Origin of the sequence: Terribacillus sp. 7520-G (assembly GCF_002271665.1) — a bacterium.
GTDB lineage: Bacteria > Bacillota > Bacilli > Bacillales > Amphibacillaceae > Terribacillus.
The window spans coordinates 22,391-35,225 of the sequence record NZ_NQFP01000039.1; the positions used below are offsets into that span (position 1 = coordinate 22,391).

14 protein-coding genes are annotated in these 12,835 nt (G+C 48.6%); 9 read left to right on the forward strand and 5 right to left on the reverse strand.

What is annotated here, in order from left to right; all coding sequences use genetic code 11:
• Window positions 1-43: 43 nt before the first annotated feature.
• Together CHH53_RS13620 and CHH53_RS13625 are read left to right on the forward strand one after the other, a co-directional pair.
• Window positions 44-244, forward strand: a complete 201-nt coding sequence (locus CHH53_RS13620; protein WP_095216678.1) for a DUF3311 domain-containing protein — start codon at window positions 44-46, stop codon at window positions 242-244.
• A complete protein-coding gene (locus CHH53_RS13625; RefSeq protein WP_095216679.1) occupies window positions 241-1,698 on the forward strand; it encodes a sodium:solute symporter family protein in 1,458 nt (485 codons plus the stop codon). The genes CHH53_RS13620 and CHH53_RS13625 overlap by 4 nt, the downstream gene beginning before the upstream one ends.
• 41 nt (window positions 1,699-1,739) lie before the next feature.
• Here the strand turns inward: CHH53_RS13625 and CHH53_RS17400 are convergent, their stop codons facing one another.
• Together CHH53_RS17400 and CHH53_RS13630 are read right to left on the reverse strand one after the other, a co-directional pair.
• Entirely contained in the window at window positions 1,740-1,898 is a 159-nt protein-coding gene (locus CHH53_RS17400; protein ID WP_158221565.1) for a hypothetical protein, read from the reverse strand.
• A 64-nt stretch (window positions 1,899-1,962) separates the two neighbouring features.
• Window positions 1,963-5,184, reverse strand: coding sequence for an efflux RND transporter permease subunit (locus tag CHH53_RS13630; RefSeq protein WP_095216680.1), 3,222 nt, complete (start codon window positions 5,182-5,184; stop codon window positions 1,963-1,965).
• Window positions 5,185-5,385: 201 nt separating this feature from the next.
• Here CHH53_RS13630 and CHH53_RS13635 point away from each other — a divergent pair, with 201 nt between their 5' ends.
• From CHH53_RS13635 to CHH53_RS13655, 5 genes are all read left to right on the forward strand, one after another.
• Window positions 5,386-6,264 (forward strand): TetR/AcrR family transcriptional regulator, encoded by an 879-nt coding sequence (locus tag CHH53_RS13635; protein WP_158221566.1) that lies wholly within the window; start codon window positions 5,386-5,388, stop codon window positions 6,262-6,264.
• A 138-nt stretch (window positions 6,265-6,402) separates the two neighbouring features.
• On the forward strand, window positions 6,403-6,714 hold the full coding sequence (locus CHH53_RS13640) for a PTS sugar transporter subunit IIB (protein ID WP_095216682.1): 312 nt from the start codon (window positions 6,403-6,405) through the stop codon (window positions 6,712-6,714).
• A gap of 5 nt (window positions 6,715-6,719) precedes the next feature.
• Window positions 6,720-8,069 (forward strand): PTS cellobiose transporter subunit IIC, encoded by a 1,350-nt coding sequence (gene celB, locus CHH53_RS13645; RefSeq protein WP_095216683.1) that lies wholly within the window; start codon window positions 6,720-6,722, stop codon window positions 8,067-8,069.
• Between the two features lie 14 nt (window positions 8,070-8,083).
• A complete protein-coding gene (locus tag CHH53_RS13650) occupies window positions 8,084-8,416 on the forward strand; it encodes a PTS lactose/cellobiose transporter subunit IIA (protein ID WP_095216684.1) in 333 nt (110 codons plus the stop codon).
• Window positions 8,417-8,478: 62 nt separating this feature from the next.
• Window positions 8,479-10,386 (forward strand): BglG family transcription antiterminator, encoded by a 1,908-nt coding sequence (locus CHH53_RS13655; protein ID WP_095216685.1) that lies wholly within the window; start codon window positions 8,479-8,481, stop codon window positions 10,384-10,386.
• A gap of 30 nt (window positions 10,387-10,416) precedes the next feature.
• Here CHH53_RS13655 and CHH53_RS13660 read toward each other — a convergent pair whose 3' ends face one another.
• Window positions 10,417-10,683 (reverse strand): DUF5683 domain-containing protein, encoded by a 267-nt coding sequence (locus tag CHH53_RS13660; protein ID WP_095216686.1) that lies wholly within the window; start codon window positions 10,681-10,683, stop codon window positions 10,417-10,419.
• 145 nt (window positions 10,684-10,828) lie between these two features.
• Here CHH53_RS13660 and CHH53_RS13665 point away from each other — a divergent pair, with 145 nt between their 5' ends.
• Window positions 10,829-11,185, forward strand: coding sequence for a nuclear transport factor 2 family protein (locus CHH53_RS13665; protein ID WP_095216687.1), 357 nt, complete (start codon window positions 10,829-10,831; stop codon window positions 11,183-11,185).
• Between the two features lie 41 nt (window positions 11,186-11,226).
• On the opposite strand, the gene CHH53_RS13670 is transcribed toward CHH53_RS13665, so the two are convergent.
• Together CHH53_RS13670 and CHH53_RS13675 are read right to left on the reverse strand one after the other, a co-directional pair.
• A complete protein-coding gene (locus CHH53_RS13670) occupies window positions 11,227-11,715 on the reverse strand; it encodes a phenolic acid decarboxylase (protein WP_095216688.1) in 489 nt (162 codons plus the stop codon).
• 12 nt (window positions 11,716-11,727) lie between these two features.
• Window positions 11,728-12,180 (reverse strand): DUF3237 domain-containing protein, encoded by a 453-nt coding sequence (locus CHH53_RS13675; protein WP_369819893.1) that lies wholly within the window; start codon window positions 12,178-12,180, stop codon window positions 11,728-11,730.
• A 103-nt stretch (window positions 12,181-12,283) separates the two neighbouring features.
• On the opposite strand from CHH53_RS13675, the gene CHH53_RS13680 reads away from it, so the two are divergent.
• Window positions 12,284-12,829, forward strand: a complete 546-nt coding sequence (locus tag CHH53_RS13680) for a PadR family transcriptional regulator (protein ID WP_095216690.1) — start codon at window positions 12,284-12,286, stop codon at window positions 12,827-12,829.
• Window positions 12,830-12,835 lie beyond the last annotated feature (6 nt).

Genomic DNA, 12,835 nt, shown 5'->3' on the forward strand with positions numbered 1-12,835 from the left:
CGGAAAACCTTGTGCAACTTCAGTGTGGATGGTGAAATAGGCAATGAAACGTTTATATTTTCTCACAGCCATTCCCTTCATCGGGATGCTGGGATTCCTCCCGTTCGCAAACAGAGTGGAACCATTTGTACTTTCCATGCCATTTGTCATGTTTTGGGTGGTCCTGTGGACTGTGCTATCATCAGTCATTTTGGTCATCATGTATAAACTGGATCCGCGGAATGAAGAGGATGGGGAAAAATGAATATCGCACTTATCATTATTTTGGGATTTTTACTTTTAGCAGTCTTTTTAGGAATCAGGGCAACAAGAGGAAAAGATATGAATCTCGAGCAATGGACAGTAGGCGGTCGCGGCTTCAGCGGCATTTTCGTTTTCCTCCTGATGGCCGGTGAAATCTACACGACATTTTCCTTCCTGGGCGGAAGCGGCTGGGCTTATGGCAAAGGCGCGCCTGCCTTGTATGTGCTTATGTATATAGGTTTGTCATACGTCATGTCTTATTGGCTTTTGCCGGTCATCTGGCGATATGCGAAAGAAAAAAGACTTGTGTCACAATCCGATTTCTTCGTCAGCAAGTTCGACAGTCCTTATTTAGGTGTGCTGGTGGCCTTGGTGGGAGTGATCGGAATGATACCTGTCATCATCGTGCAGCTCAAAGGCTTGGGCATCATTGTTTCGGAGGCGTCATACGGCGCCATCTCCATGCAGGCAGCCGTATGGATAGGCGCAATCAGTCTGACGATCTATGTGATGCTTTCCGGAGTGCATGGATCGGCATGGACAGCAGCAATCAAGGATATTGTCATGGTGGTTGTCATCTGTTTCCTTGGTATATATCTGCCTTTGCATTATTATGGGGGCTATCAGCCGATGTTTGAGGCGGTTCATGCTGCGGACCCTGACTTTTTGAAGTTCCCGGATGAAGGCTACAGTATGACATGGGTCATCTCCACGGTCTTGCTGCTCGTCCTCGGCTTCTATATGTGGCCGCAAGTGTTCAGTTCCACATATACGGCGAAAAGCGAAAAGGTTTTTCGGAAGAATGCCATCATCAGCCCGCTTTATACGCTGATGTTATTATTCGTATTCTTTGTCGGAACAGCAGCAATTTTGACAGTGCCGGGACTAGAAGGGGAAGATGTGGACCTTGCCTTGCTGCGGCTCTCCTTGGAGACATTCGATCCTTGGGTGATAGGCATCATCGGCGGTGCCGGTCTACTGACAGCATTGGTACCGGGTTCTTTGCTGATGATGAATACGGCAACCTTGCTTGCCAAGAATATTTACCATGTGGCTGCTCCTCGAACGACGGATAGGGCAATCGGGAGACTGGCGAGACTGCTGGTGCCAGTCGTTGCCTTGGTGGCTGTCTATTTTACGCTGCACGGAGGAGAAACCTTATCGAATATCATTTTGATGGGCTATAGCTTGATGACACAGCTGGCCCCATCATTATTCTGCAGCTTGTCCAAACGGAATTTCATCAACAAGTATGGAGCGGCAGCGGGCATCCTTGCCGGTTTGGCCACCGTCGCTTATATCACAACGAGCCAAAAGACATTGCTTGACCTGATTCCATCCTTGCCGCATGAATGGAATGACCTGAATACAGGCATCATTGCTTTGGCAGTGAACTGTGTGGTGATGGTCATCATGAGCTTGGTGACACGGAGATACAAACAAGGCACGGTGTAATTAAATCACTAGGGCTATCCTGGTTATCATGATAGAACTACCTAATAGTAAAAGAGAAAACGAAGCTCCGGCTGCCAGATGCCGGAGCTTCGTTTCTGTATATCTGCCAAGCTGCGATGATGTACTATATCAAAGCGGCTGCTTCGTTTAATAGAATCCGATGCTTCCGATATCAGTGTCCGATCTTTTTTTATAGTCATTTCGCTTCCTCCTTTATGGTAAGAAAAAGCCTGCAGTCACAACTGCAGGCTTTTCTGTGTTCATTTATTTCTTGGCTGCTTTTTTCGCCTGTTTCCTTTCCTTGCGGCGCTGACGTTCAGCTTTATGATGCTCTTGCAGGCTGAAGCGTGTCGTTGCTTCGTACACGATCGGTACGACAACGAGTGTCAGCAAGGTGGAACTGATGAGACCGCCCATTACGGTGATTCCGAGTCCTTTGGAAATCAAGAGCGATCCGCCGCCTTCGAAGCCGAAGGCAAGTGGTGCAAGGGCACCGATTGTGGCAATTGCTGTCATCAAGATCGGACGAAGTCGGGTCGTACCGGCTTCAAGAATCGCTTCCCGGGTCGGGATGCCTTCTTTTTCCTTATGGATGATGCGGTCAACCAGAACGATTGCATTCGTCACAACGATACCGATCAGCATCAGCACCCCGATCAGGGAAGAAACGCTGATTGTCTCGCCGCCTATGAATAACCCTACCAGCGCACCGATGACTGTGAACGGCAAGGAGAAGAGGATGGCGAATGGTGCCAAGGCCCCGCCGAATGTCAAGACCAGTACGAAGTAAACGATCGCGATTGCTGCAATGATGGCAAGGCCAAGCTGGCTGAACGATTCATTGATCTGTTCGGATACCCCGCCTTGATCGATGCTGACACCGTCAGGCAGATCAAGCTTATCGATTTCCTCTTGCAAGCCGGCAGTGGCAGTTGCGATATCATCGCTTGTAATATCGGCGGATACCGAACCATAAAGCTTTTCATCACGGCGCTGCAATGTATTCGGGGACTGGCCGTCTTCGATCTCGGCAATCTCATTCAATGGCACTTCTGTTCCGAGTGCTGTCTGGATCGTCGTGTTTTCCAGATCCTCTTTATCCTCGAAGGATTCGTCCGCTACTTGTACGTAGACATCCAATGCTTTGCCATCATCATTCTGAATGGTGGCAATGGATGGCTGGCTGCCTATGTTGGAAAGCTGGGCTGTCACTTGGGCTGCTGTCAGGCCGAGTGCTGCCAGTTCTTCCTGATTGGCTACGATTGTATATTTATCATATTGCTCAGAAACATCGGAATCCACATTGGTGAAGTTGCCATCTTTTTCGATCAGATCCATGACCTGCTGAGATGCAGTTTGGATATCCTCCACATTATCACCGTAGATGTAATATTGCGCTGTATTGCTGCTTGTGCCGGTCATATCGATCGATCCCCACTCGCCTTGGTCCGTCATGGCTTGCAGGTCATCTACGACTGCTTCTGTTTCGCTTTGGATATCCTCGAAATCATCGGCATAGCCCAAGTAGAAGAGGGCGGAATCACCGGATGTTCCCGAGAGCGGATTACCGCCGCTGCTGATCGTGTATTGCAAGGTTTCGACGCCTTTGCGGTCAAGTAGCATATCCTCGGCTTCAGAGGCGATTTCCTGAATGTCCTCGCGTGTCTGGCCAGGTTCAGGAGAATAAGAAGCGACTACCATATTCTCGCCGGTGCTAGGAATGAAGCTGACACCGATCGAAGGAACAAGGAACAAGCTTCCGATGAGCAGGACAACGGCAATGACGAATGTGATGATCTTATGCGACAAGCTCCAATTCAGGATGCGCTTGTAGAAATTCGCCAATCTGCTCGGTTTTTCTTCTTTGTGTACATAATTTTTGGCTTCCTCTTCGCTCGTGCCGCGATCCAATCGTTTGCGGAAGAGCGTGTGTGCCACCATCGGCACTACGGTGACTGCAACCAGCAAGGATGCCAGCAGGGCGAATACTACTGCCAATGCGAATGGCAGGAACAATTCCCCGATTTGGCCCTCGACCAATCCGAGCGGCAGGAATACTGCCACTGTCACGACAGTGGAGGATAGGATCGGGATGAACATCTCACGCGTTGCATCGATGATCAATTCTTTTCCGCGCAGTTTCTCATCTGCCAGGGACATACGGCGGTAAATATTTTCCACGACGACAATCGAGTCATCGATCACCCGGCCGATGGCAACAGTGATGGCACCCAATGTCATGATGTTCAAGCTGATATCCATTTCGTAAAGGAAAATCAAGCCAATCAAAATCGATAATGGAATCGAGATGATGGAAATGATCGTAGAACGGATATTTCGCAGGAACAAGAGGATGATGATCACGGCGAAAATAGCACCGAAGAGCGCTTTGTTCACCATTGTATGGACAGAATCCTCGATCGGCTGACCTTGGTCCATCGTCGAAGTGATGGTCATACCATCGTGATCTTCTTCAAATTGCTTGATCTCATCTTTGACTGCATTGACGACTTCCACGGTGTTGGCACTTGGATCCTTCGTGATGTCTATCCCGATGGAATCCTGGCCATTCGTACGGGAAATCGACTCTACTTCACCGACTACTTCCACTTCAGCCACATCCTGCAGCTGGATGGTCGGAAGTTCAGTCGGAGCCTGTGCTGCTTGTGCCGCTTGAGCTGCAGCATCAGCTTGAGCACCTGCAGCGGCCTCCTGGCTTTGTGCCTGCTGTGCACCGGCACCGCCGGTGAGCGGGATTTCCAAGTTGCGCAGATCATCGATGGTTACAATGTTGCCATCCACTGCAACGTTTTTCTCGCTGTTGCCGAATTGGTATAAGCCGAGCGGATAAGCATCGCTGCTATTCTGAATGACTTGACTTACAGTATCCTGTGTCAGACCGTTCTCGGCCAGTGCATCTTCATCATAGGTGATCTGTACTTCCTGCATTTGCTGCCCGGAGACACCGACATTAGCGACACCTTCTATTCCTTCCAATGCTGGCTGGAGGTCGTTTTCGACAGTCTGTGTCAATTCTTCGATCGACTGCTCGCTGTTAGAAGCACTCAATGTGATGACCGGGAAAGAATTCAAATTAATCTGTGATGCTTCCGGTTCTTCTGCATCATCCGGAAGCTGAACATTTTCAAGGGCTTCCTTTACTTCTGTTTCTGCTTCGTCCAAATCCTTGGAATAGGCGTATTCCAATTGGATCGTAGAAGCATTCTGCATGGATGTCGAGCTTACATTCTCCACGCCATCCAAGCTCTGTACCGCCTGTTCGAGCGGTTCTGTAACATTCTCCATTACTTCCTCTGGCGGTGCGCCAGGATATGTAGTCGTTACGGTAAGCACTGGTACGCTGATATCAGGAAGTGTTTCCAGCTTCATATTCGTACCGGCATATATGCCGGTTGCGACAACCATGATGGTCAGCAACCATACGGCAACCTTATTTTTTAACGAAAAGTTGATAAACTTTCTCACGGTCCAGCTCCTTTATCCTTCATTTGACCAACTGGTCATTATTCCTCTATACTATAGGGAAGCCCATCGTAATGCAACAATTATATCAGGGGTATAAGGAAGTTTGATAGGGTAAATACGGCGTTTATAAAAGAATTCATAAATTATTCACAGTCTCTTAACACATCCATGACCGACCGGTCAGTCGAAAGGGAAGGCAATATGCAGGAGAAAAAAATCACCATCATTGAACGGGCAACCGAGATCATTGCCAAAAAAGGCTACCATGCTGCCAGCATCCAGGAAATTGCAGAAGCAAGCAAACTCTCCAAAGGAGCATTCTATCTTTATTTCAAATCGAAGGATGAACTGATGGAGGAAATCCTCCGCTATCATATCCGTCTGATAACGGAGGAGATCGAAAAAGTCGACCAGCTGGAATTGGACAGCCGGGAGAAAGCGAAGCTGCGTCTGGCAACCATGATGCGCGAGCTCGTCAAACGCAGGAATTTCATCCTCATGAGGCGCCATGATATTGATTCCGATATTGGAAAAGAGGTGGAACTGTTCTTCCTGGAGGAGATGGAGAGGCGAAGGCGTAAAACGGAGCTTGACTTGCTGGAGGTATATGGACAGGGGAGCAAGCCTTACTTAAAGGATCTGCGAATGCTGCAGGAGGGGATCCTTTTCCAGATCATCGGTGACATGCTTATTCATGGACTGATCCTTGATCTGGATAAAACAGCAGCCTATATTCTCGATCGAATGGATGATATGGTGGAGGGCCTCTTGAAGCGGAAGTCCGAGCCGCTTGTCACAGAAACGACTCCGGTCTCAGGTTCCATTTTCGAGAAGGAGTTGAAGGAGAGGGAAGTCAAACAAGTCCTGGAGCGGATGCAAGTCGTCATCCTTACGCTGGATGCTCGTGAGCAGGATGTGGAAGAGCTGCAAGGTGCCATCGAATTGATCCAGGAAGAGATACAGAAAAAAGAGCCCAAAAAACTGCTCATCCAAGGATTGGCTGCCAATCTGAAAGGCATACCGGAGCTGGATGACTTGCGCCGGGAACTGGCGGGGCTCTTGGATATAAAAGTCCTGTAAAGGAGGGCTGGCTGCAGGAATGCATGCCGGCTTTTTGTATGCTTAAATAAGTTTCCGTTAAGATGCGGAAAAATAATAGCAGGAAATGAAAACGTTTTCATAGTATATTGAAAGCAAGAACCGAAGGGGGTAGAAAAAATGAATATCTTACTTGTATGTGCTGCTGGAATGTCTACTAGTCTGCTTGTCTCCAAAATGCAGAAGGAAGCAGAAGCCGAATCCAAGAACTATCGCATCCAAGCGGTATCAGCCGATCAGGCGAAAAAACATATAGAACAAGCAGATGTATTATTGCTTGGTCCGCAAGTGCGCTACATGCTGCCGCAAATGAAGAAACTGGGTGAGGAGCGCGGTATACCGGTGGATGTGATAAATACTGTCGATTATGGTACAGGGAATGGCAAGAATGTGCTTCATCATGCTGAATCGCTATTTGCGAAGAAGGGGTGAGGCGTATGGGGCGATTCAATGATTTTCTGGAGATGAAGGTGATGCCGTTTGCTGGGAAGGTTGCAGCACAGCGGCATTTAGTGGCACTGCGAGATGGTATCATCCTGACGATGCCTTTGATCATTGTCGGATCATTATTCCTCATCCTCGCCAATCTGCCGATTCCGGGCTACGCTGATTTCATGGCTGGTATTTTCGGAGAGTCGTGGAGTGTGAAGCTGCAGTACCCCGTCAACGTGACGTTCGATGTCATGGCCATCTTCGCTTGCTTCGGTATCGCGTACCGGCTGGCGCAAGCTTATGAAGCAGATGGCGTGGACCCGCTGTCCTCTGGTGCGATTGCACTTGCGGCATTCTTGCTTGCGACACCATACAGCCCCTTCGAAGTCGATGGCACAGCTGCGAATTTCGTGCCTGTATCCTTGCTTGGGAGCGGCGGCTTATTCGTCGGAATGATCGTGGCGATGTTTGCAACCGAAGTGTATCGGTTCATTGTCAAACGGAATATCGTCATCCGTATGCCGGATGGAGTCCCGCCTGCTGTAGCGAAGTCTTTCATTGCACTTATTCCGGGTTTTGCTGTCATCATCCTTGTCTGGCTCATCCGTTTGCTGGTCGAAGCGACACCTTTCGGGGATATCCATAATTTGATCTCGACTATCATCGGATCACCTCTGACACTTGTCGGCTCTTCCTTCATCGGCAGTTTCCTAGCGGAGCTGATGATTGTCCTGCTGTGGGTCTGCGGCCTGCATGGTGCGAATATCGTAGGGGGTATCATGACTCCGATCTGGCTGAAAGCAACCGGGGAGAACGCTGCTGCGTTCGCGGCCGGTCAGGAGCTGCCGCATATTTTTACACAGCAGTTTTTCGAAGTATTCATCCATGTCGGCGGATCAGGTGCTACGCTGGGGCTTGTTCTCATCATGATATGGCGGGCAAAGCTGAAGCAGAATAAGCAGCTGAGCAGGCTGGCGACAGGTCCGGCGATTTTCAATATCAACGAACCGATCGTCTTTGGTCTGCCGATTGTATTGAATCCCTTGATGATCATCCCATTCATCACTGTCCCGCTTGTCATGGTCATCACGACTTATATCGGGATGAGTACAGGATTGGTGGCAAAACCTGCTGGGATCGTCGTTCCGTGGACGATGCCTCCGATCATTTCAGGATACTTGGCAACTGGAGGGAAAATCTCCGGTGCTGTGATGCAGCTGATCAACTTGGTGATTGCCATGGTGATCTATTATCCATTTTTCCGTATCCTGGAAAAGAACCAGCTGAAGGAAGAGGAAGCAAGGCAGCGTGAATTGGCAGCATCCGAGGATGGAACAGATCCGATCAGCAGCTGATAAGGAGGAACGTGATGAATATAGAAGAGAAAGCATTTCAGTTGATACTGCACGGCGGTGATGGCCGCAGCCATGCAATGGAAGCGATGGCGCTTGCCAGGCAGCATGCATTCGAGGAAGCAAAGGCGAAGATACAGGCCAGCAAGGCCGCGATCAATCAGGCACATCATATCCAGACGGAACTGATCACAGCCGAGGCGGGCGGCGAACAATCGACTGTGAGCCTGTTGATGGTGCATGCGCAGGATCATTTAATGAATGCCATGACGGTGCGGGAATTAGCAGAAGAAATCATTTATTTGCAGGAGGAGCTGGCGAAACAATCAGCAGCCCGGGGGTCAGCTTAAAGCACAGGCGGTCATTTGATCGCCTTTTTGGCATAGGTATGTAGGATAAGGGGTGGAACTGTATGCTGCAACCGAGGCTCTTGGAATTATTGACTTTCCTATCATCTGAACCACATACGGTGACGGCGGAAGAGCTGGCAAGGAGACTGGCTGTATCGGAGCGGACGATTCGGTCGGACATGAAGCTTTTGCAGCAGGAATTGCCGGGGGAATATGCAAAGATCGAATCGATCAGGGGACAGGGGTATCGGCTGATCGTCGCGGAAGAAAAGCTTTTTCAGTCGTATTTGCAAGAAGCTATCAGAGCGAAGCAGGAACGGCTGTATACGAGGGTGGAGACACCTGAAGAAAGAGTGAACCATCTTCTGCAGCTGCTGCTCTTATCCAATGGGTTCCTTAAAATGGAAGACTTGGCGCGGGCTTGTTTTGTCAGCTTTCCGACAGTGCAGAATGATCTGAAGCAAGTGAGGCAGCTTCTGCAGCAATCGGGGCTGGACCTGGAGAAAAGACCGAAGCATGGCATTCGGATTGCGGGAACGGAGACGGAGAAACGGTATTTTCTGTCGGCATTCTTTTCGAAGCAGACGGGTTGGCAGAAAGCGTATGGTTTGCCAGAAGCCATCATCTCCGAAGCCGAGATACATCAAGTGCATGATATTGTACATCGGTTTGTGACGGAGAATCAGATGGTGCTCTCGGATGTGGCAGTACAGAACCTGGTTACCCATATTGCGATTGCCTGCAGGCGGATCAAGGATGGTCAATATGTCGAGCTCGCTCCTGATGCGATGCAGGAAATCATCCAGCAGCAAGCATTCCGGGGGGCAGCCCAGCTGACCGCCATGCTGGAAGCGGAGCTCCATCTGTTTTTCCCGCAAGTGGAGGTGGCTTATATGACCATTCATCTGATGGGGACCGAGTATGCTGCAGCGGGAAAATTGGAAGGGCAGCTTGGAATGCCGGATTTGGCAGAGGCAATCGTGGCGGAGATTTACGAAAAGACAGGGATGGACTTACGGGAAGATCAGGAATTGCTGAAAGGATTGAGCATCCATCTGAAGCCGGCCGTCCATCGGCATTTGTATGGCATGAATGTACGAAATCCGCTGCTTGAGGACATCAAAAGGCATTATCCGCTTGCATTCGAAGCTGCTATCATCGGCTCTTGCGCAGTGGAAAAGGAAATCGGCATTCAGCTTGCAGAAGAGGAAATCGGTTATCTGGCTCTGCATATCGGGGCAGCCCTGGAAAGAAGCAGACAAAAAGGAAAGAAAATCAGATGTCTGCTGGTCTGTGCCTCCGGGATAGGCAGTGCTCAATTGCTCCGTTATAAACTGCAATCCCTTTTTTCGGATAAGCTCGACATCATCGATACAATCGAATATTACCGCCTGCTTAGGAAAAAGGAATGGGAAGCCGATTTGATCATCAGTACGATACCGATCGAAGCGGAGACCATATCCATTCCTGTGATACATGTCCCGGTCATCTTGGATAAGGAGGCGATTGCAAAGCTGGAGGCGTTCCTGCATTTCGGTAAGGAGATTCGTTACATCAGGCCAGCCTATGTGTTCCTGCAGCAGGAATTGGAGCGTAAAGAAGAGGTGCTGACCTTTTTGACCGATGTGCTGAAATCTGAGGGGAAGGTGGGGGAGGAGTTCCTCAAGGCGGTGTATGAAAGGGAATCCATGGCGCCGACCTGCTTTGGGAATTTGGTGGCTGTGCCTCATCCGCTGGAAGCGAGCGTGGAAGAAACGCTATGGGTCATCTGTACCTTGAAAAAACCTATCGATTGGTCTGGTAAGCAAGTCAGATTCATTTGCCTATTATGTATGGAAAAAGAGAGTGACGAGGATTTTACCGATATGTATCAGCAGCTTGTCCGCATCATCGAACACCCGGCACATGTCCAAAAGCTATTAGAGGCGCATTCCTATGATGAATTCCATAAAGCGCTGATCTCGATATGAAAAACAGCTGCCTCGGGTTGGCAGCTGTTTTTAGTTCGTGGAAGGCTCGATTTGTCCGCTCTGACGGGCCAGCTTCATATTCGCGCGTTTTGCCATTTTATAGGCATCGTAAATATTATAGATCCAAAAAATGAAATATGTGAACAGACCGACTACGAACCACATCAGGAACAAATTGATCAAGTTGACCAGGATAAAGAGCGTCCCCTTCAGATTCTGCCGATTATAGAACTGACCCAAGCCAGTGAATAGAAAGCTCAATAGTGCCGCAACCAGCGGTGTTCTCTTGAATTCCATTTTGTCACCTCATCTGTTTCATACTGTACCAGTTTTCGCCATTGTATACAAATCAGAGAAGTGATTCTTTTTTGTTGTATAATGAAACCCTTTTCATAGAATGGACGTAAGGATATAATTATAAGAAAAAGCGAGGCGAGTCGAGATGGATGAACAGCTGCAAGTGAAAGAGACGATCCTGCAATTGGAGAAATCGTTGCTTGAGGATGAGACAAGATCTTCGATGGACACTGTCGGCAATCTGCTTACAGAGGACTTCCTGGAACATGGAACATCCGGGCGATCATTCAGCAAAGCTGATATCATTGCGAATGGATTGGAGACAGTCGATTTGGATATCAGGGACTTCGATGTACGAATTCTGTCGGAGGACACGGTCCTGGCTACATTTAGGACATGTGATGAAGCATCAGGCCAACAACAGCTGCGAAGCTCCATCTGGCGCTATCAGCCAGGCGGCTGGCGGCTGCTTTTCCATCAAGGCACTCCGGTTGAAAGATAAAAAAAGGCGGCTGCATCAAGCAGACCGCCTTTTTGTATGGATCATTTTAGCTTTCCGGCCCGGATGTCATCTGTCATGCCTGGATAAGGCGCTTCTGACACAATGCGCTCATTATTCGCACCAGCATTATGCAGGTAGGTGATATCCGCAAATTCCGGAACTACATATTTCGGATACGTTTCATATTTCTCGCGGGATTCATGCATCAAATCAATATGATCATTTTGATAGCAGACTGTGATTTCCGGATGTTCGTGCACCCATTTCGGGAAGAAAATGATTCCATGCATCCTTTTTTCCTTCGGCATGAAATTCAAGGATACATCTGTTCCTGTAGGCTCTGTCCAAGAAACCTTGTATACACCTTCCGTAAGTTTGACCAGGTCGACTTTTTGATCTTTTACCCAGCGTCCGCCTACCATCCCGCTGTGGATGCGATAATCGATCGTATCCTCGTTTTTGATATACATTTCATATTCCCAGCCGTTTTCATACGTATAAATCATATGACTTCCAATGAATTCTTCCATTTTTATTCCTCCTCAATTGACCTGATAAATGTCCAGCAATACTTGATCTTTCAAGCGTGTCGCTGCGCCGATGAAAATCTTATCCATGAGCCAGCGGTATTGTTCGCTGCCGGTTTCAAAGGTGGGTACTGTGCGGAAATAAACATGTTCCGGCGCAATGATTTCGCCTTGGGCAGCGCGGTCGCGATAGGCGGCATCCACTTGTCTTATACCGTTATTTTCCAAGTATATGATCTCGCCGCCAGATGTCTCGATGACATAACGAGCAGACAAATCGGTGCGCCCATCCGGTCGGATGATCTGAGAGTCAGCACCGCCGGGCAGGATGCGGCCTTCGATTTTTCCGGTGATCGTACCCGATTCAATCGGGATCAGGCGCCGCAGCCCTGATCCTGTTTGTCCCGCACTAAGCGGTTTGGCTACATCGATTGTAAGGGCAGCCACTTTTTCCAAAGAAGGAGTCATTTTGTCCATCTCCCGATTAAGTAAAATGTAACATGTAACTATTTACATGTTTAGTTTAATGCTATGATATACTGATGTCAAACGAACAGATAAGGAGAACACTATGCGTGTATTGAAATATGCAATATTAGGACTGCTTGAACAGGAAAAGCGGACTGGATATGATATTGCGGCGGCCTTCAAAGGAGCACTCGGTCAATTTTGGAGTGCAAAGCACAGTCAAATCTATCCGGAACTGAAAAAATTGGTCGCAGAAGAATTGATAGAATTCGAAACGGTGATCCAAGGGGAAAAGCTGGAGAAAAAGCTATATCGCCTGACGGTTAAGGGGGCCGAGGAATTAAAAGAATGGATGCAGCGTCTGGAGGCAGTCGGCGTTTCCAATAAAGATGAATTCATGCTGAAGACTTTTTTCATCTCGAGTATGAAGGAAGCAGAAGCCAGGGAGCTATTCACGAATCAGCTGGCCAGCCGCAAGCATAAATTGGACGGGCTTGTGAAAACATTAGCGGAAATGGAAGCAGAGCTGGATGGGGATATGCATTTTTCTTCCCCTGAATTCGGGCATTATTTGGTGCTGACCAGGGCGATTGAAAGGGAAAAAGGATATATTCAATGGTTGGAGCAGAGTCTGCGATTCATGAAATGAAAAAAA